Source organism: Rhodobacteraceae bacterium M382 (genome assembly GCA_025141015.1).
GTDB classification, from domain to species: domain Bacteria; phylum Pseudomonadota; class Alphaproteobacteria; order Rhodobacterales; family Rhodobacteraceae; genus Aliisedimentitalea; species Aliisedimentitalea scapharcae.
In genome coordinates this window covers 4,267,228-4,288,103 of sequence record CP081098.1, presented here as the reverse complement: position 1 = coordinate 4,288,103, position 20,876 = coordinate 4,267,228, and the positions used below count along the sequence as shown (strand labels likewise).

General features: G+C 59.5%; 13 protein-coding genes. 5 read left to right on the top strand and 8 right to left on the bottom strand.

Annotated features, from left to right (window positions below; genetic code table 11):
- Nucleotides 1-31 precede the first annotated feature (31 nt).
- The 4 genes from K3727_19830 to K3727_19815 all read left to right on the top strand — a co-directional run bounded on the left by K3727_19830 (nt 32) and on the right by K3727_19815 (nt 9,923).
- A complete protein-coding gene (locus tag K3727_19830; GenBank protein ID UWQ90964.1) occupies nt 32-490 on the top strand; it encodes an Lrp/AsnC family transcriptional regulator in 459 nt (152 codons plus the stop codon).
- Nucleotides 491-767: 277 nt separating this feature from the next.
- Nucleotides 768-3,092 carry a FecR family protein gene (locus K3727_19825; protein ID UWQ90963.1) on the top strand — a complete coding sequence of 775 codons (2,325 nt, stop codon included), beginning with the start codon at nt 768-770 and terminating at the stop codon, nt 3,090-3,092.
- Between the two features lie 66 nt (nt 3,093-3,158).
- Nucleotides 3,159-8,048, top strand: a complete 4,890-nt coding sequence (locus K3727_19820; GenBank protein UWQ90962.1) for a PKD domain-containing protein — start codon at nt 3,159-3,161, stop codon at nt 8,046-8,048.
- A 78-nt stretch (nt 8,049-8,126) separates the two neighbouring features.
- Complete coding sequence (locus K3727_19815; protein UWQ90961.1) at nt 8,127-9,923, top strand: HAMP domain-containing protein; 1,797 nt, start codon at nt 8,127-8,129, stop codon at nt 9,921-9,923.
- Between the two features lie 24 nt (nt 9,924-9,947).
- Here the strand turns inward: K3727_19815 and K3727_19810 are convergent, their stop codons facing one another.
- Complete coding sequence (locus tag K3727_19810; protein ID UWQ90960.1) at nt 9,948-10,337, bottom strand: DUF3307 domain-containing protein; 390 nt, start codon at nt 10,335-10,337, stop codon at nt 9,948-9,950.
- Between the two features lie 231 nt (nt 10,338-10,568).
- Here K3727_19810 and K3727_19805 point away from each other — a divergent pair, with 231 nt between their 5' ends.
- Nucleotides 10,569-13,523: a cyclic nucleotide-binding domain-containing protein gene (locus K3727_19805; GenBank protein ID UWQ93469.1), complete on the top strand. Its 2,955-nt coding sequence runs from the start codon at nt 10,569-10,571 to the stop codon at nt 13,521-13,523.
- Between the two features lie 46 nt (nt 13,524-13,569).
- On the opposite strand, the gene K3727_19800 is transcribed toward K3727_19805, so the two are convergent.
- The 7 genes from K3727_19800 to pcaD all read right to left on the bottom strand — a co-directional run bounded on the left by K3727_19800 (nt 13,570) and on the right by pcaD (nt 20,760).
- Complete coding sequence (locus tag K3727_19800; GenBank protein ID UWQ93468.1) at nt 13,570-13,854, bottom strand: metalloregulator ArsR/SmtB family transcription factor; 285 nt, start codon at nt 13,852-13,854, stop codon at nt 13,570-13,572.
- A 173-nt stretch (nt 13,855-14,027) separates the two neighbouring features.
- Complete coding sequence (locus tag K3727_19795; protein ID UWQ90959.1) at nt 14,028-15,266, bottom strand: mandelate racemase/muconate lactonizing enzyme family protein; 1,239 nt, start codon at nt 15,264-15,266, stop codon at nt 14,028-14,030.
- 19 nt (nt 15,267-15,285) lie between these two features.
- A complete protein-coding gene (locus K3727_19790) occupies nt 15,286-16,392 on the bottom strand; it encodes a Zn-dependent alcohol dehydrogenase (protein ID UWQ90958.1) in 1,107 nt (368 codons plus the stop codon).
- A 111-nt stretch (nt 16,393-16,503) separates the two neighbouring features.
- On the bottom strand, nt 16,504-17,715 hold the full coding sequence (locus K3727_19785; protein ID UWQ90957.1) for a TCR/Tet family MFS transporter: 1,212 nt from the start codon (nt 17,713-17,715) through the stop codon (nt 16,504-16,506).
- Nucleotides 17,716-17,909: 194 nt separating this feature from the next.
- Nucleotides 17,910-19,253, bottom strand: coding sequence for an adenylosuccinate lyase family protein (locus tag K3727_19780; GenBank protein UWQ90956.1), 1,344 nt, complete (start codon nt 19,251-19,253; stop codon nt 17,910-17,912).
- Nucleotides 19,253-19,966: an alpha/beta fold hydrolase gene (locus K3727_19775; GenBank protein UWQ90955.1), complete on the bottom strand. Its 714-nt coding sequence runs from the start codon at nt 19,964-19,966 to the stop codon at nt 19,253-19,255. Before K3727_19775 ends, K3727_19780 begins: the two co-directional genes overlap by 1 nt.
- Complete coding sequence (gene pcaD / locus K3727_19770) at nt 19,966-20,760, bottom strand: 3-oxoadipate enol-lactonase (protein ID UWQ90954.1); 795 nt, start codon at nt 20,758-20,760, stop codon at nt 19,966-19,968. The genes K3727_19775 and pcaD overlap by 1 nt, the downstream gene beginning before the upstream one ends.
- Nucleotides 20,761-20,876 lie beyond the last annotated feature (116 nt).

Below are 20,876 nucleotides of genomic sequence, written 5' to 3'. Positions count from 1 at the left end.
GAAGATAATGAAATTCTGAAAGGGATACCCAATGATCCTGGATAGCAGAGACCGGCGCATCCTGATGTTGCTGCAACGAGATTCCCGCATGTCGAATGCAGATCTCGCCGAAGCTGTGGGCATGTCGTCTTCGGCGCTGTGGCGCCGGGTGCGTGCATTCGAAGAGGCGGGCGTGATCGAACGCTATGGTGCCGTGGTCAATCCGCTCCGTATGGGGTTGGGGTTTCAGGCAATTGTGCATGTGCATTTGACCCGTCACGATCCAGAACGGATCGTCGAATTCATCCAGGCCGTAGAACGCCATGACGCCGTGGTGGAGTGTTACGCGACCACCGGGCAGGCGGATTACCATATGCGGGTGCTGACCCAGGATCTGGAAGTCTACAATCGCTTTCTCGAAGATTTCCTGTTTCGCCTGCCCGCCGTTGCCAGCGCACAGACCAATGTGGTTTTGCGGTCGATCAAGCAGAATGAACCAATATCCGGCTAGGACCATGCGGGATTTGCAGTGATTCCTTGTCAGGATATCGCAAGCACCGAAAAAAGCGCGAAGTTGAGAGCTGACGGTCCCATGGGGCGAGTGCGGGCTGTTTCCCCTTTGGAAACAAAGAGGAAGCTATGACGGACATGGTTAACGCAAAGTCATCCTGAATCCGTCAAATAGGTGAATTTCCTTGCCTGAATTGGATTGGCAGCCAAGAATGGTGTCTATTCAAGTCAAATTTTTTCGACCTCGCCGTTTTGGAAAGGCATCGCATGTGATCCAAATGCGCACCGGAATACTCAAGGTCATGGCCCTGACGTTCTTGATTGTGGCGATAGGCACAGGAGGTGCGCGCGGCGTCCGAGCAAATCAGTTGAATGCTCCGATGCCGGTGATCGAGTTTCAGGCCGGTGATACGCTGCGTGAGTTGGCCGCGCAGTATCTGCAGGACCCGGACCTGTGGCCGGTGGTTCTGACATTGAATGGCATCCTCTCTCCTGCCCAGGTGGTTCCCGGCGTGCAGTTACGTATGCCGGTCGAACAGGTGCGGGCGGCTGATGTTGCTTTGACCGCGTCGCTGGATGCGATCCAAAAAGCCAATGCAGAGGGGGCGCAGATCTTTGCCCCCGTCGAAATTGACAGCGCCATCAACAATCGCGAACAGGCCGGCCTGCAACGTGCAGTCGGTGAATGGGAGGATGTTGTCGCGCTGTCCGATATTGCCACGGGATTTGCACAAGAGGCGTTGGCCATTTCCGTTGCCCAGCGGGATCGCTCAGCCGAAGCTGTGGTGTCGGACGTTCAGGGCAGCGTCGAAGGGCGGTCACCCGCGGAACCGACATGGTCCGGGCGGACCCTCAACGATGTTCTGGTCGAATTCGAGCGCATGCGCACGCTGTCGAATTCGACGACGCAGATCACCTTTCGCGACCTCAGCCGATTGCGTCTGAATGCCAATTCCAACGCCACCATCCAGCGCATGCGGTCAGATCCGCTGACCGGAGGCGAAGTGACCAAAGTGTCGCTGGTCAACGGGGATTTCTATGCGCTGCTGAACCAGCTGTCGGACAATACCAGCTTTGAAATCGATGTGCCCGGAGTCAAGACGACGACGGATTCCACCGACTTCTGGATCAAGAACGACCAGAAGGGCGCGCGGTTTGTCAATTACGACGGGCCGGATTTGGCAATCCAGCAGGGAAAAAACACGATTATGGTCGGGGCGAACGAGGGCGTGGTCCTGAGCGGCGGTGACGCCAAACGGGCGGATGTTCTGGGTGCGGTCGATCTGACGCGGCCCGCAGCCGAGGCCATTGCCTATGCCGGTCAGGTCGATCTGGCCTGGGCTGTGGTACAGGATGCCAAAGGATACTGGCTCGAAGTGGCACGCGACCCCGGTTTCAACCAGATGCAGGTGTCCGAGTGGGCGATCCCCGAGGCGGGGTTCAAGGCGCGGGATCTGGCACCGGGAGACTACCACTGGCGAGTTGCGGCGATTGATTTGTTGGGCTTGCCGGGGTCGTGGAGTCATCCGCGTGTTTTTACCATGCGTATAGACGAAACCCCGCCATTCCTGACAGTTTTGTCACCTGCCACGGATAGCCTGGTGACCAGTTCCCAGGTCGAATTTCTGGGCGTGACCGAAGCGGATGCAATATTGAACCTGAATGGGGAACGGCTGGAACCCGGTGCGGATGGCAGCTTTGCCGCGACGCTGACTTTGGAACCGGGTGAAAACCAGATCCGTGTTGATGCTCAGGATCCTGCGGGGAATCGGACGACACGGGCCATTTCGGTAGTCTACCGTCCCGTCGAGCAGGTTTCGATCACGTTCTCGGATCAAATTCCCAGATCAGGTCAGGCGCTTGCCACACGCACGGAACAGATTTCGGTTTGGGGGTTCAGTACCGCGGCTCCGGGGGCGGATATGGTTGTGATTGGTTCCGAAGCCGAGACCGTCCGGTCCCGTATCGGTCCGGATGGTGGGTTCCGGTTCTCTGTACCAGTCAACGAAGAGCCGTCGACGTACCGGGTAGAGATCCTGTCTCCGACCGGAGCAGTCGAAGGCCGAGCAGCGTTTTCGGCGTTGCAAGACCGGACGCCGCCCGATCTGGATCTGGACTTGCCACCGCCGCAGGCCACCGGCGAGCCGGAGTTGCGGCTGGAAGGCGATGCGGGAGATGCGGTGCGGCTGATGTTGAATGATGCTCCGCTTGCCATGCTGGATGGCCGGTTTTTGATCGATGCGGAATTGGAACCGGGGCAGAACGTATTCGAACTGGTCGCTGAAGACGCAGTGGGGAATCTGCGAGTTCTGCGGTTGGAAACCCTCTTGGATGTGGACCCGCCGCAGATCATCAATGTCGATCTGGGGCGGCCGAACGGGGCAAATGGTCCGATCGAACTGAAGGTGGAGGCCACTGACGCCAGCGGTCTGCGACAGGCGGCGTCCTATGTACTGCGCATCGGAGACGTGGAGCGTGAAGGCTTCCTGCGGTGCAACGCTGCACAGAATATATGTTCGGCGAGCCTGCCGGCCGAGCCTGGGGAGCTCGAGTTGGTGGAGTTGATCATCGAAGATTACGCCGGAAACGCGGCATACGAATAGCACTGGGATGGGCCTAACCGGGGTCTCGATGAAGACCCCCCTGGGAAATGCGACAACGAGGTACGGATGACAGCACAATTCACAAGGAGGGCAACCCGCGCTGTGGCGCTGGCCGTTGCGACAGTGTTGAGTCTCGCACCAGTTGCCGACGCTGACGGGCCGCGACTGGATACCGGAAAATTGGTTGTCTATGGTGCGCTTGCGCCCAGTCGCGAAGGCGATGTGGACCGGCGTGAACAGGTGTTCTTCAGTGTGCCAAAGGGGCTGCGCGACCGGATCTATATCCGGGTGTTTGACCCCGAAACCTCGGGGCAGGATGATTTCACCTATGGGGGGACCGGCAACGCGGAAACTGCGTTTCGGGTGTTTGGGGGCGAAGGTGCCTTTAGCGCTGCCGAGCGTCCCGTGGCCGTCGCCGATGACGCGCGTGAACCGCGCCTGACAAAATCTGTCCCCGTGACCGGTCCGGGCAAGATGCTGACCGAAAAACTATACGGGAATGACCGTGCGACGGACCAGCGGTGGGTCACGCTGACCGGAGTGCGGACGCGACAGGGCGAGATCCTCGGCGAACGGGCCTGGTTCCGCATCGACGTGCAGGGCACCGGCGGTGATGACGGCAATGGGTTTACTGTGGGGGTGAGCCTGTCGCGGGATCGGGATCGCGCGCCAGACGGGCTTGAGATGTTTTCCTATCAACCCACCGTGCGATGGGAGGCCGGTGCCACCCCGACGCAGGTTTGGTTTGACGCCCCAAAACCGGGCAAGTTGACCGTCCAAAGCTTTGATGGAGCCAACGGTCGCCTGGCGCTGTTGACCCAATACAAGGATATCGACTTGCCGATTTCCGGGCAGGACCATTGGCGCTCAGCAGAGGTCATGGTGGATGAGAGCAACCTGTCGTTGTCGCTGTCGGGTGGGTTTGAAACCCCAAATGACGTCACGCTCGCAGTCTATGATAGCGACGGCAATCCGCTGCCTTTGCGGATGCCCCCGTTGCGCGCACCGGAACCAGAGCGCCCGACGGCGGTTGGTACGGCGCGACCTCTGGCCGATTGCCGGTCGGTGGCCTTTGACGGCAACCTGTCGCGCGGTCTGACACCGCTGGGAGTCGAATGGAGTTTCGGGGACGGTCAAAGCGCTCAGGACGCGGTGATCGCCTATCGGTACAGCGAACCAGGGCGCTATACGGCGCGTTTGCGTGTTCTCGAAGAGGGCATTCGTCCGGGCCGTGGTGCCGAAATTGATGTGCCAGTGCATGTGCGCAATGCCCCTGTGGCGGTCGCCGGGGCGGACATCGTGGTTGCACCCGGGCAGGCGGTTGCCTTTGAAGGCGGTGGGTCGAACCCGTCGGACAGCCCGATTACCCGGTATCGCTGGAGTTTTGGCGATGGAGCGCTGGCCCAATCGGTGCGCGCAACCCATGTCTATGCCCAGCCGGGACAGTATCGTGCGGTGCTGCGGGTCGAGGATGACAGCCAGCATCCTTGTAACTTTGGTGTGGCAACGCGGCTGGTTGCTGTGAACTTTGCCCCCGTCGCCGAAGCGGGCACGGATCAGAGCGCGGTTGTCGACCAGCCGGTGTTTCTGTCTGGCGCGGCCAGCTATGATGTGGATGGGGCCGTTGGAGCCTGGCAATGGGACATGGGCGACGGTACCGTTCTGAACGGGACCAATGTTTCCCACATCTACCGGGACTCCGGGGTTTATACGGTTCGGTTGACCGTGACGGATAACAGCGGTGTCGCCAATGCTTCGGCCGTGGATCACCTGCAGATCAGCGTCAACGCCCCGCCGGTGCCAGTGTTCGCCATTCCGGATCGTCCGGTGTCCGTGTCCGAGGCCGCGTTGTTGGATGCAGGGGCCTCCAGCGACGCCGACGGGCAGATTCTGTCCTACATCTGGGACTTTGGCGATGGCGCATCTGGCGAGGGACCACTGGTCACCTATGCCTGGACGCAAGCGGGTGAATTCACGGTTACACTGACGGTGATAGATGACAGTGGCACCGCTTCGGCGTTGCAAAGCACGACCCGTGTGGTTCGTGTGGATGCAGCCCCTGTGGCGAATGCGGGTGCGGACCAATTTGTCAGTGCCAGCGAGGTGCAATTTGATGGGGCAGGATCGGCGGATCCCGATGGCACCATTACCGAATGGCTCTGGGATTTTGGCGATGGCAGCACGGGGCAGGGGCCCAATCCGCGCCATGTCTATGCACGTCCGGGTGTTTATGAGGTGTCCGTGCGGGTGCGCGATGACAGCGGCGCGCCGCTGAATGTGGCGCGCGACCGGATGCGGGTCACGGTGAATGCCGCTCCGATTGCCGACGCCGGCCGCCCCCAGGTCGTGGCACCCGGCGAAGAGTTCCTGTTGTCCGGGCGTGGATCAATTGATCCCGATGGCGCGATTTCCGAATATCTGTGGACCTTCCCTGGCGGCGGCCAAGCCACTGGAGAACGGGCGGCGCATCAGATTTCTGACCCTGGTTTGTATCGCATCGGATTGACGGTTACCGACGATTTCCCCGGCCCTCCTGCACAGGATGAGGCGGAGACCCTGATCACCGTCAATGCCCAACCTGTGGCCGTGGCAGGGGCCGACCGGTTGGTGGCGCCGGGAGACAGTCTGGTGTTTGACGCGGGCCAAAGCTTTGATCCGGATGGTCAGATCATTTCCTACCGTTGGGAGTTTGATGACCTGGGCGTGCCGCTGGATGCACAGCGGGTTGAACGCGCCTATGACGCGCCGGGAACCTGGAGCGCGCAATTGGTCGTTACCGATGACAGCGGCGTGTTGAATGCAGTTGCTGATGATGACGTGACCATCCGGGTCAACAGCGCCCCCGTTGCAGATGCCGGTGATCCGGTGATCTCAGATGGTTTGATTGTGACGCTGGATGGTTCTGGGTCAGCCGATGCTGACGGTGATCCGCTGATCTATCGTTGGGACATGGGCGATGGGTCGGGGCCGATCTTTGGCAAGACGATATCCCATACCTATGACAAGGCTGGCAAGTTCCCGGTGACCCTGTTGGTGGACGACGGCACAGGATTGTCCAACGCCCTGTCCACCGACGCCACAACGGTGTCCGTGCGGGCCCGCCCGATGGCGGATGCCGGGGGCAACCGGGATGTCTGTTCCGGCCAGCCGATCCTGTTTGATGCGTCGGCCAGCGCCGACCCGGACGGTGGGCTGTTGCTGTATGAATGGGATTTCGGGGACGGCAATACTTCGGATCTGATCAACCCGACCAAGACCTATGAACAACCTGGTATTTACCCGGTTACGCTGAAAATCCGCAATGAAACCGGCACCGATTGGGGAACAGCCATGGATCGCATCGCGGCATTGGTGCGCGAGGGCCCAATTTCGGATGCGGGGGCGGACCGCACTGTATGTTCGAACCAGCAGGTGCGTCTGGACGGGTCGGGATCGACCGATGCGGATGGTGCAGTGAACGCCTTTGCCTGGGATTTCGGCGACGGCAAGGCGGCGAATGGCGAAACCCCGCTGCATATTTTTTCCCGCCCCGGCACATATACGGTCACGCTGACGATTACCGGCGAGGCGCGCGGCGGTTGTAGCCCGTTGGATTCCGACACGGCGATCTACAAAGTGATCGCAGCGCCCGAATTGAAGGTGGAGACCAACGACCGTGCCGCTCAGGGGTTGGACCACTTGATGTCGCTGAGCCTGCGCGAAGGGGGCACAGATCTGCCGTTGGATGGGGTCGAAATCACTTGGGATCTGGGAGATGGCACGACGGCAACTGGGCCGTCCCTATCGCATGTGTACGCCGAGCCCGGCGAATATCTGGTCAAAGCCACTGCACAATTGCCCGAAGGCTCAAGCGACAGCAGCCGGATCTGTGGCCAGCTCGAAGCTGTGCGCAAGATCATGGTGAATGCTGCACCCGTGGCCGAACTCTCCGCACCGGACCGGGCGTCGATCGGTGAAGCGCTGACGTTTACCGGGTTGGGTTCGTTTGACCCCGACGGGGCAATTGCCCTGTTCGAATGGGAATTTGGCGATGGGGCCAGTTCAGTTGGGGTTGATGTGAGCCACCGCTATACGCAGGCCGGGACTTATCCGGTGATCCTGCGTGTCTATGATGATGCTGGTGTCGGTAATTCGGTTGTGGAACGCCGCCATACGATCACTGTTGAACCGGCCCCTGATCCAGGGTTGGCGCTGTCGGGTCAGGTATGCCCTGCACAGGATGTGCCATGGTCGGTTCAGGTGCCCGAAGGCGCTGCGGTCGCCTGGAACTTTGGGGAGACCAAAGCCGAGGGCGCGGCCGTGAGCCACGCGTTTTCGGCACCCGGTCTGTATCCCGTTTCGGCGGTTCTGGACGACGGGGCCAACCTCCCCGGTAGCCAGCGCCGGATCGAAGTCTATCAACGTGTCAATGCCGCGCCTACCGCTTTGGCCGGGGCTGATCGCATTGTCTGCCCCGGAGACGTCGTCGTATTCGACGCGGGGGCGTCCTCGGATCTGGATGGCAAACTGACGGAATGGGAATGGCAATTTTCGGACGGAGAGGTGCTGACGGGTCCGCGGGTTGAACGGGTGTTCCAGTCCGCCGCCGACATTGCGGTTACCTTGACCGTGCGCGATGACAGTGGTGCCGCGGCATGTGACACGGGACGCGATACTGCACGGGTTTTGGTCAATGCTGCGCCGCAGCTGGATGCGGGTGAGGATCGGACTGTGTCGATTGGCGGATCCTTTGACATCGAACGGTTTGAACCTGCTCGGGTCAAAGACCCGGACGGGCATGGGGTGATGCTGGATTGGTCATTTGGCGACGGAGCACAGGCAACCGGGCGCGTGGCGCGTCACGGATATCAATCCGCCGGAACCTACACCGTGACCTTGACGGCACGTGACAGCACAGGGTTGGCCTGCGGTGTCGCGCAGGATCAGCTCCAGGTCACCGCAACTGCCCGAAACTAAGGCACGTCAAAGCGTAAAAACAAGCCCGCGCTGCGCAATACCGGTGACTTCCCGGCGGATTCCTCTAATCTGCCGGGCATGCGGTTTCCTTTGCGCCTCAAGTTCTTTGTCTTTGCAGCGGCCCTGGCGGTTGCACCTTTGGTGATGGTGGCACAAAATCTGACCCAGTTGACACGGGACGAATTGAAAAGCGCCGCCAACGAGAGCCTGACCCTGGTCGCCGCGCAATTGCGTGAAGATTTTGATGCAACGTTTCAGGGGCGCTGGTTGACCCCGCTGATGGTGATCCGCAATGGGGTGGACAGCATCGATCTGGGCGTTGCGCAAAAGATGTCACTGCTGACGCTGGGGCTTCAGGAACTGTCGGATGTGGTGGCGCTGCAGCTTAGCGTCGAGGGCGCACCGCAGCCTATTCTGGTCACCAACGAAGCGTTTTCGCAAAAGCTGGTCGAGGCCGGCATTGACCCGGTCCAAGCGCTCACAACCGGGCCCGATCTGTTGCGCTCCATTGCCGCGACCGGGCAGTTTGGCCGCCCATTGGTGTCGCGACTGCCGGGAACAGGTCGTTGGATGGCGACGTTGGCTCTGCCACTCAACCAGAAGATCGCAAACCGGCGTGTCACCATGGTGGCCAAGGTCGACCTGTCCATGCTGGGAGAGATGGTGCGCCGACATCCCTTTGCGCAACGGGGCGAAATCACTGTGATTGATCAGGCCGGTCGCACCGTTCTGGTCGATGATATGCAATTGCTGACAGAGCGGCAGATCGTTCAATCCGCCCTGCCGCTGATTGTGGCCGGGGCGCGGGCCGACGCGCTGGAACCCTATGTGCGTCCTGACGGCCAGGCGATGCTTGGGGCTTATGCCTTTCCCGATTGGTTTCCCTGGGCTGTGATCACCGAGCTGAGCGAAGCAAATGCCTATGCGGTGGTCAATGCGATCACCCGACAGATTTTCGTGGTCGGGTTGGTTGGGTTTGCGATCGCCAGCTTGGGTGCAATGCTGTTTGCCCGTCGCCTGACGCGGCCGATCCTCCGTATCGGTGAGGTGGCAGAACGGGTCGGGAGCGGTGATTTTGGCGCCCGGGTTCAGGATGTTCGGTCGCGCGATGAAATCGGCGACCTTGCGCGCCGTTTCAATCAGATGATTGCGCATCTGGGAGAGCGGGTCGAATTGATGAAATTCGTGTCGCACGGAACAGTCTCGGCCATTCAGAACGCCGAAGAGACCGGAATGGAGCGGGGCGGCGAACGCAGGCGCGTTTCAGTGATTTTCACCGATATTCGTGGCTACACCGAATTCTCCGAGCGCGTGCCGCCGGAACGGGTGATCGAGGTTCTAAATCAGTATTTCGACGCGCAGACAGATATCGTCGTCCAGCATCACGGGGATGTCGACAAATTCATCGGGGATGCCCTTGTCGCCGTGTTCGAAGGCGATGACATGGAGCGGCGCGCCGTGTCGTGTGCAGTGGGGATTACGCGGGCCATGGCCCGCCTGCTCGAAGAGCATCCGGAACATGAACTGCATGTTGGCATTGGTGTGGCCTCGGGCGTGGTCGTCATGGGGGCCATGGGCGCGCGTGATCGTATGGATTTCACTGTGTTGGGATCAACGGTAAACCTGTCGGCCCGCCTGTGTTCCAAGGCGGCACCTGATCAAGTGTTGACAGATCGGGCCACACGAGACGCAGCGCGCGGATTGACGGGTGTCGATTTCGACGAACTTCCGGCAATTCCGCTCAAAGGCTACGCCGACCCGGTTCCGGTCTTTGCCGCAACGCCACGCCCGGATGTTCATGGGGATCAATATCAAGCGGAAAATGCTCCGGCGGACTTGCGATCTGCCACAACCGGTGCAGATGCGCCAACCTGATCAACGTCCAACGCCTGTCGTGGGCTACCCGGTGAAAACCACCCAGGCCCAGACCATCGCGATATACGTCAGATGATGAGCCGCCTGATCTGTACCCGCAGCACGCCAGAACCCTGCCTGTGTCGGGGTATACTGTTTGGCGTCCGAATAGCGGGCTTTGCAGTAGTCGATGTTGAAATGAACCACCCATTCGACACCGGCCAAAACAAGGGAAAACAAAAACGGTGCCCCAAACAGCACCAGCACCAGAAACGATCCAATCGCGTGAATGCCCGCATGCTGAGCACGTCCCATATGCAGGTATTCGCCCCGACCAGACAACATCTTGGGCGTCTGCATGTAATAATCGGCAAACATATGTTTAATCTGCAGGGCGCAGAGCAACAGCAGAACAGTGCCGACAGACGTTAACAAAATCACGATCCTCGAGTGGTTTGAGCGCGGTTACACTCACAGCTTACGGATTTTTCGGAGGGCTGCAAATGAACCGTTTCACACCGGTTATTTTAGGAAACCAATTGCCTGTTTGCTCTGCAACTTGCTAATCTGGCGCTGAACCCGCGGACAGAGCTTTTTATTTTCTGGAATATTGACATCGAACGTACCCTTTTTGGATTCATCTGGAAGTACTCCAAACGTGACCAACTGATCCTGTTGGCTGTCACGACCAGTTTGTTTCCATTGCTTTACCTGACGCTTGAGCTGCCTAAACGCATCATCAACGATGCCATCGGATCACAGACCGCCGTCATTGACGTCTTTGGCATTCCTGTAGAACAGATCATGTTCCTGGGGATTTTGTGTATCGCCTATCTGCTGTCGGTTCTGGCGCATGGGCTGATGAAAATGCGGATCAACACGATGAAGGGTGTGTTGGCCGAACGCATGCTGCGTCGTTTCCGGTTCCAGCTGATCGCGCGGGTTCTGCGGTTCCCGCAGCCCTATTTTGAACGGGTGAGCCAGGGCGAATTGGTGTCGATGGTCACCGCCGAAAGCGAACCGATGGGCGGTTTGATGGGGGATGCGATCAGTCAACCGGTTCTGCAGGCCGGTCAGATGATCACCATTCTGTCCTTTTTGTTTCTGCAGAGTGTCTGGTTCGGGCTGGCCGCTGTCGCGCTGATTCCGCTACAGGCCTGGCTGATCCCCAAGCTGCAAAAACAGATCAACCTTCTGAACAAGAAGCGGATCAAGGAAGTGCGGGCGCTGGCTTCGGAGATTGGGGAAAGCGCAGCCGGGGCGTCGACATTGCGGATCAACGGGGGCTGGCGCTATCGGCTGGCGATGATCACGTCGCGCCTGGGTCGTCTGTATGAGATCCGCTTTATCATCTACCAGAAAAAGTTCTTCATGAAGTTCCTCAACAACTTCATCGGGAACCTGACCCCGTTCTTTTTCTATTCGGTTGGCGGGTTTCTGGTGCTTCAGGGCACCGTGTCGCTGGGGGCGCTGGTGGCGGCACTGGGCGCTTACAAGGATCTGTCGAGCCCCTGGAAGGAATTGTTGGCCTATTACAACCAGACACAGGATATGGCGCTGCGCTGGGACGTGATCCTGGAACGCTTTGCCCCGGCGGGGATGGTGGATGACGACCTGATGAAGGGCGAGCCCGAGCAAGTGTCGCATCTGTCCGGTGATATCGTGCTGGAGGGGGTAAATGTGCGCGACAGTGACGGGAATCTGGTCTTAGAGGATCTGAGCGCAACGCTGCCGGCGGGCAAGGTTATCGGGATTGCAGCCCCCAGCGAAGAAGACCGCCGCGCGATGGCTGAATTGCTAACCCGTGAATTGCTGCCGTCGGCTGGCAAGCTGCGGTTTGGGGATCAGGATGCAACGAAACTGCACCAATCCATTGTCGCAGCGCGGATCGGTCATGCGACGTCACGGCCAGTGATGTTCCAGGGTACGTTTGGCGACAATGTCATGATGGCAATGCGTCCGCGTCCGCAAGAGGAGTCTGACGACCCCAAGGTTCAGGCCGACGCGTCACGGGCAGGAAACAGCCCGGATGCCTTTGACGTGCCCTGGGTTGATCCGTCGATCGCCGGGCTGGCCAATGATGACGAATTGCGCGCCTGGTGGTTGCAAATCGTCGAAGGTATGGGATCAGGAACGGCGTTGTTCCGACGCGGGATTGATCAGCACTTTGATCCGGCCGCCCATCCTGAATTGGTGGCCCGGTTGATTGAATTGCGGCCAGCGATACAGGGAGCCATCGACGAGGCCGGCCTGCGCCAGTATGCCTTTCTTCTGGACCCGGAAAAATACAATCACGCACTGCCGGTGGCCGATAACCTGCTGTTTGCCTCGCCAAGGGAGCCGATTACCAAGGAAATGATGGTGGGTCAGTCCGGGTTCCTGGAAAAATTGGCCGAGCTCAAGCTGGATGATGACCTGGTCGCCCTGGCCCGGGACGTGATTGACATGCTGCGCCAGATCTTTGGATTGGATGGGACTGATCACCCGTTGTTCCGCAAATTGGGGCTTGAGCCACGCACCTATGATGCTGCGCTGGCGCTGGTGGAGAAAACCCGGGACGGTGGCGTCAAGGCGCTGGAACCTGATGAGCTGGTAGAGCTGTTGATTGTGCCCCTGCGGATCTCGGCCGAACAGATCGGGCCTGGGTTTGGCGATGAAATGAAACAGCGGATACTGGATCTGCGCCGCGGACATGCGGCCGAGATTTTGGAAACGCTGGGCGACTTGTTCGAACCGCTGGCGCGGGACCGCTTTGCCCCGGGCCTGACGGTTCTGGAAAACGCGATGTATGGCAAAGTTTCAGAGAACGCGGGCAGCAAGGGGGACGAGCTGCGGAATCTGGTGGCGGATCTGCTGGTGCAACACGGGCTGCGCGACATGGTGGTGGCACTGATCTACGATATGCCCATTGCGCTGGGCGGCCAGGGGTTGGCGCAGGTGTTTGCTGAACCATTGGCCTTTTGTCGGGCGACAATCAAAAAGCCGGACATTCTGATCCTGGACAATGCGTTGGCCAGCTACGATTTCGAAACCCAAGTGTCGGTCTACAAGAACCTGCGCAAGCTGCTGCCGGACACGACGCTGATCTATCTGAACAACAGCTTTGAAAGCGCTGACGTGTTCGACACGTTCTTTGAGCTGCGGCAAGGACGGTTGGTCAGCGAGGAGCCCCATGTGGATGTCGCAGGCGACGGGGCTGCCAGTCAGGATTTGGCGCTCAAAGTGCGGGCGCTGGAGCAGATTGACCTGTTCTCCGGGCTTAACCGCAAACAGCTGCGGTTGCTGGCTTTTGGCGCACGCTGGTACACGGCAGAACCGGGGCAGGTCGTTTTCCTCAAAGGGGACAAGCCGACAGACGGTGCCTATGTCGTGATCGATGGCGAAGCGGGTTTGTATTTGCCCCAGGACGAGACAGAGGATCAGCTGATTGTCACGGTTGGCCCGGGGCGGCTTGTGGGTGAATTGGGCCTTATCCGCAAGGAGCCACGCGCGCTCAGCATGGTGGCTGCCACGGATCTGAATTGTTTGCGGATCGGCGAGGAAGAGTTTTTGGCGGTGGTTGAAAATGATGCCCAGACCGCATTCAAATTGTTGCAGGTCGTCGCAGGATATGTGTCCTAGGTGTCATCTGGATTGCTGCGGGACACCAGGTCGCTGAGCCGGAAGATCAGTCAGGATTGCAGAACAGGGAATACAACAGCCCGATCACCTGTTCGGTGTTGCTGTCGCTTAGGGAATAATAGATCGTCTTGCCATCGCGGCGGGTGGTCACCAACCCTTCGTCGCGCAGGCGGGCCAGCATCTGGCTGACTGCGGCCTGTCGAATGCCCAGCAGCTCTTCCAGCTCTCCCACCGAGCGTTCGCCGGTTCCAAGATGACACAGGATCATAAGTCGTCCCTCATGCGCCAAAGTCTTGAGAAAGGCTGCGGCCTCGGCGGCACGCTGTTCCATATCGGTTGGAATTTCCGGTGAGATAGCGGAGGCGGGTTGAGCAGTCACGGTCCTGAATCCTGAATTGATATCGATAGAATATATCGTTGTTACAGGCATTGTGAAGCGACTCTTGCAATCCGCACGAATTGGTGAAGGGTGATGCCCCTTTGCAGGCGCATCACTGTGTCGGGTCAGGTTTTTGAGAGTATGGCCGGAGAGCCGCCCTGGAACGCATTGCCATTCACGTAGTCGCAAGGATCATCGCGCATGTTCAGATGCAGGTCGGATCCTGTAAACGGGTGGGCGCGAGCCAGGTCTTCGTCCACGTCTATCCCCAATCCTGATGCTGTCGGCGTCGGGATGAACCCGTCTTCGACCTGAATGCTGCTTTTGATCAATGCGTCGTGAAACGGGGTTTCGATGGTTTCAGCCAAAAGGATATTGGGAATTGACGCTGCCAATTGAATGTTCGCAGCCCATTCCACAGGACCCGCATACAGATGCGGTGCAATCTGGGCGTTATAGACTTCGGCGATGGCGGCGACCTTTTTCATCTCCCAGATCCCGCCTGCACGTCCCAAAGCCGGTTGCAGGATCGTTGCGGCACCCGACTGTAGGACGGCTGCAAATTCGGCCTTGGTGGTTAGCCGTTCACCGGTGGCGACCGGGATGCGGACAGCGTGCGCGACTTTGGCCATTTCAGGATAATTGTCTGGTGGCACCGGTTCTTCGAACCACAATGGCGAATAGGGTTCCAGCGCCTGCCCCAGGCGGATGGCCCCGGCGGTTGTGAATTGCCCGTGCGTGCCGAACAGCAGGTCGGCCTTGTCGCCAACGGCCTCGCGGATGGCTTTGCAAAAGGCGACGGACTGTGAAATATCGCTCATCGCAGGCATGTGCCCGCCACGCATGGTATAGGGGCCGGCCGGGTCGAATTTTACGGCTGTATAGCCCCGCGAGACCAGTTCGGAGGCAGTTTCGGCTGCCATATCTGGTGACGTCCAGAAATCGTTCAGATCGTGGTGCGGCAGCGGATAAAGGTAAGTATAGGCCCGGATCCGGTCATTCATCCGCCCACCAATCAGCGCGTGCACGGGCCGGTCGCGGTCTTTGCCCAGAATATCCCAACAGGCCATTTCCAACCCCGACCATGCGCCCATGACCGTCAAATCGGGGCGTTGGGTAAAGCCCGAAGAATAGATACGACGAAACATCAATTCGATGTCTTCGGGATTTTGATCGCCCATGTGACGGTCGAACACATCCTGGATCACATGTGTCATCGCCTGGGGGCCAATGGTCGAGGCGTAACATTCCCCCCAGCCGGTCACCCCGCTGTCTGTGGTGATCTTGACCAAAATCCAATACCGACCGCCCCATCCTGGTGCGGGCGGGGCCGTGACGATAACGTCGAGATCTTGCAGTTTCATCTCGTGCACTCCCAGGTGTTCAGTTTCCTGTCGGGTCTCGATCGAACAGGATGACGTTGCGCTTGGCGCTACCGGTCTTGGTGTCGGCAATTGCGTCGTTGATCTGGTCCAACGTCCAACGTCTGGAAATCAGTTCGTCCAGCTTCAGCCGTCCCTGTTGATACAGGTCGATCATCCAGGGGATATCACGCTGGATCACAACGTCCCCCATTTTCGACCCGATAAGCCCCTGACCGATGGCGGCCATGACCACGGGTTCATACGCCGCCTTGGCCCCGGAATGGGGCATTCCGATCATGATTGCCTTGCCACCCCGTCCCAGATAGCGCATTGCCTGTTCATAGGCCGGGATTGCGCCGACGGTGACCAGCACCGCATCCGCTCCACGTCCTCCGAGGGCCTTGTAGGATGCCTTCCACGGGGTCGGGTCGCTGGCCAACACCCCATGGGTGGCACCGAATGACCGGGCTATCTCGAGCTTTTCTTCGGTCATGTCCACGGCCACGATCCGCCGGGCCCCGGCGATGCGCGCGCCCTGAATGGCGTTCAACCCGACACCGCCCGCGCCGATCACCACCACGTCCTGCCCGGCCCGCAGTCCGGCCGCATTCACAGCAGCTCCGACGCCGGTGATGACCCCGCAGGACAGCAGAGAGGCGACGTCCTTGGCCATATCCGAGGGGATTTGGACGATCTGGCGCTGGTCCACGACAACTTTTTCGGCGAAGGCACCACAGGACATCGCCTGATCCAATGGTCCGCCTTCTGCAGTGCGCAGCGGCCCCTTGACCGTATTGTGGGGTGTTTCGCAAATGGTCGGCTTGCCGCTGGCACAGCTGGGGCAGGTTCCACAGCTGCGGATCAGCGTGACCACAACGCTGTCCCCCAGATCGAAGCCGGTCACACCATCGCCGACGCGGGTGATGATTCCAGCCGCTTCGTGACCATAGACGGCCGGCAGATGTCCACCCCAGGCCCCATCGGCATAAGAGATGTCAGAATGGCAGATCGCGACGGCATCCAGGGTGATTTCGACCTCGCCCATTCCCGGCGGTGCCAGTTGGATATCCTCGATGACCAGAGGGGCCCCAAATTCGTGGCAAACGGCTGCCTTGATGGTTTGCATTGCGAGTTCCCTTGCTGCCTTGTTCTGGTCAGGGTGACCCGCCAGCCCTGGTGCCGCAAGCGGTAAACCGCCCCATTCATGTCGTTATTACGCTACGAAAGTCAGTCGGGATCAACCTTGCTCTTTGGGTTGACGCAGGAAGACCGCCAACGCGACAAAGATCAGCGCCATTGATACCAAAAACGGCGCACCGGGGAAATGGACCGGCGCGCCCTCGCGGGTAAAGGCGGAAAACACGGATGCCATCATCAAAGGCGACACGATCATGGACAAGGCATGAACCGACGTGAACACCCCCTGCAATTCTCCCTGCGCGTCATCGCTGACCCGGCGTGACATGATGGCCTGCAATGCTGGCGACACCACTGCGCCCAGCGCGGCAACCGGTGTCAGGATCAACGCGGCTGCGCCGCTGGTGACAATCGCCAACAGGAAAAAGGCCACTGCGTCGAACAGCTGACCATAGATCACTGTCTTGCGTTCTCCGACCCATCGCAGCACCAGTCGGATCAACACACCCTGAACCAATGCCATTGAAATCCCGAACAGCCCCAGCGACAGGCCGATGGTTTGCGGGCTCCAGTCGAACCGGGCCTGCGTGAAGTAGGACCAGATTGCCGGATAGACATACAGCGCAACGGAATAGATGAAATAGACCAGCAACAAGGGTGCGATCCCCGGCAGTTTCGAGATCCCGAAAAAGGCACCCAACGGGTTGGCACGGCGCCACGCAAAGGGACGGCGTTTTTCGGGGGGTAGAGTCTCGCGCATGGCGACCGCGCCCAGCAGCGCATTCAGCCCGACCACACCGGCCGCTGCGTAGAACGGCGCGCGGGTGCCCAATTCTCCCAGCAATCCGCCCACCAGCGGCCCCAAGACAAAGCCAACGCCAAACCCGGCTCCCAACAGCCCGAAATTTGCCGCCTTTTCGTGCGGTTTGGATTGATCCGCCATACAGGCACCCGCGGTCGCATGGGTGGCCGAAGTGATGCCGCTGATCATTTGCCCGACCAACAGAACCCACAAGGCCGTCGCCTGGGCCAGCACCAGATAGGAGCAGCTCATCATAGTCAGAGAGACCAGCAACACCGGACGCCGCCCGAACCGGTCCGACAAGTTGCCCAAAAGCGGTGAAAACAGAAACTGCATCACTGCAAACACCGTGGACAGGATGCCGCCCCACAATGCAGCATCCGCGAGGTCGCCGCCCTGAACTTCGCGGATCAGGGACGGCATGATCGGCATGATCAGCCCGATTCCCATGGCATCCAGCATCACGGTCGACAATAGAAACAGAACGGACAGGCGCAATGCGGGCCTCATGAATTGATCTGGGTTGGGCGCAGGCTAATATGGACGGGAAAGCGCGAAAACCTCGGATCCGGTTTGGCGACGCGAGGGAACAGGTCCGGGGGCAGGTCATCTGGGCGCGTCAGCGCCTTGTGACCTGCCAGGCCCAACGGGTTTTGGTGCCTCGCAGAGGCGTCACAACCGGGCGGGAGCGGCCCGATTCCGTTTCACGTGTTCACGTTGCGGTTCTGGCCAACCCGGGCAACAAAGGCACGGGCCTCTGTCGGGGCATGGCCCAACTGCCGACCGGGATCGAACAAATGTTCCACGTTCAGCTCAGGGTGGGCTGCTGCCACAAGGTCGCGCAGGTGCTTCTGGCTTTCCTGTGCGGTTCGGCAGAGCGCCTTGACTGCCGCTTGGGCATCCGGTCGTGGCATGGTTTCTGCCAGAGCAAAGCTGAGCGCTTCGGCGTGGATCATGCCCAGGCCGCCATCGACGGTGGTCAGCATCTGTTTGGTCTGAGGTTCCAATCCTGCGCCCAGGTCACATGCCGTACGCGCGGAACAGGCGGCCCCCAACACGATCTGCGGCAGGCACATCCATTCCGTGAACCATGCCGCCCCATCGCGTTGATGACGGTGCACTGACGCGTTTTGCAGAGTGCCATTCAGGGCCACAGTCTGCGCCGCAACAGCACACAGCACCGCCGGAGCCACCGGGTTCTGTTTCTGGGGCATGGTCGAGGATGCCCCTGCGCCGCCCAACCGCAGCTCTGCGATGCCACTTTGCACCAGATCGGTTGAATCTTCGCCCAGCTTAGCCAACGCCAGCGTGACCCGGGTCATCCAGTCCGCGATACGAAGAATTGGATTGCGGTCCGTATGCCAACTGCGCCCGGGATCACCCAGCCCCAAGCCCTTTGCCAGCTCGGCTCTTTGCTGTGCTGCTGTCTCTCCCAGCGCCGAATTGGTCCCGGCAGCGCCTGACAGCGAGACCAGCAAGCAGGAAGATCGCAGGTCGCCCAAGTCATCCAGAAGGTCCATCACCGGTTGCCCCCACCCTGCCACCACAGCGCCAAAGCTGGTGGGAGTGGCGTGCTGGCCATAGGTGCGTGCAGGCATTGGCGTATCCGCATGACGTTCGGCCAAAGTGGCCAAGGTTTCGACAAATGCACGCAGATCCGTTTCCATCAAGGCCAGCGCCTGCCGCAACCGCAACATCAGGCCGGTGTCGATGATGTCCTGGGATGTGGCCCCCCAATGGACGAATTGGGCATGTTCTGGTGCTTGCATTTCCGCCCGGAACGCTGCGACAAGGCCGGGAACCGAAACGCCATTTTGTCCAGTCGGCTTGCGCAGGGCACCAGGATCCAGCTGAATTTCCAAAGACGCTCTACGAATGGCACCTGCGCTGTCCGCTGGTATTACGCCCAGAGCGCCCTGAACCTGGGCCAATGTACCTTCTACCAGCAACATGGCGCGCAATTCGGCGCTGTCGGTGAATAAACGCCCGATCTCGGCTGTCGAAAAAAGGTCGCCATACAGCGCAGATGTAAAAACCGAACCTGCCATCATAATCCTCGTGAGATGTGTCCCATCAGCGTTGCCAAACCCTGTGGGTCCGCAAAGAATGGGGAATGGGATGTCTGCATTTCAAAGACTCGATCCAAAGGCCAATCGGCCGTCATTTCGGTCTGATACTCTGGTGGGATCGTCCTGTCCTGTGTGCAGCGGATATACGCTTTGGGAACGCCCTGCCAGCGGGTCGTCGATACCAGCGCAGTGTCCTGCGGGCGAATGGCTTGAGGTGTCAGGCGATCCAGCGCCAGCGCAACTGAGTCAACAGGACAATCGTGATAAAACAATGCGGGAACCTGATCTGGATCAATCGTATAGCTCTGTCCAAGCTCATCCTTTACGATGGCCCCCATCAACGGTTGTCGGCGTGCCCGCTTGCGAAGATCGATCATCGACAGCCCTGCCACCGGAACATAGGCACACAGATAAATCAGCCCGCGCATCGCAGATGGGTTCATCTCCGCCGCCAGGCTGATCGGAATGCCGCCCCAGGAATGCCCCAGGAGGATGGTGCCGGGATCAGACGCTTTCAGAATGGCGTCTGCGGTCATCTCCAATGTCACGTCCGTCAATGGGGTCGGGTCATCTCCATGACCGGGGAGGTCGATGGCGCGGGCCGTGTGTCCCTGAGCTTCGAGCGCAGCGATCAAAAAGCGCCAACACCAGCGCCCGTGACACGATCCATGAATCAGCAGAAAATCCGACATCAGATCTGACCATGTCCTGTGTCAGTCAAAAACTGGGTCAGGAGCGCTGCATATTCCTCGGGCTGCTCTACACACGGCAGATGCCCGGCTTTGCGGATCAGGTGAAATTTGGAGCCTGGGATCAGGGCTGTTGTTTCGCGTACCAGATCCGGCGGTGTCGCGCCGTCGTCGCTGCCCGCGATGCCCAATGTCGGAAGGCGTAATCCGCTGGTTGGGGTAAAGAAATCTGTGCCTGAAATCGCAGCGCAACATCCAGCATAGCCTTCGGCTGGCTGGCGCAACAGCATGTTGCGCCACAGGGCGCATTCTGGCGTATTGCGGAATGCGCGCGAAAACCAGCGCTCCATGATCGGATCAGCCAGAGCTTCAATGCCGTGCGTCTTGATGGTCTGAATCCGTTCCTGCCATTGTTCGGGAATCCCGATTTTGGCTGCAGTGTTGGACAAAACCAACGCCCGGACTTGATCCAGCCGTTTGACAGCCAATCCTTGGGCGATCATGCCACCGATGGACAGGCCCACAAACACGCAGTCTCGCACCTGCAGGTGATCCAAAAGGCGTTCGGCATCTCTGACCAATGCGCCCATGGAATATGGTCCGGACGGCAGTGAAGAGAGACCGTGCCCGCGTTTGTCGTAGCGGATATAGCGGAACCTCGGGGGCAATAGCGGCAAAACCTGATCCCAGAGTCTTAAATCCGTGCCCAGAGAATTGGCAAACACCACCGGAGCTCCATCAGATGGGCCATCGATCCGGTAATGCAGCTGTACGTCTCCGAGATCTGCAATCTGCATGGGCTTGCTCCCTGTGAATGGATCTGCCCGTTGTAACCGGGCTGCAACCGTGGGGTAAAGCGTTCTGGAGGGCGGCAGCGGGCAAATTTCTTAACTAAGAAATTTGCCAAAAGTTT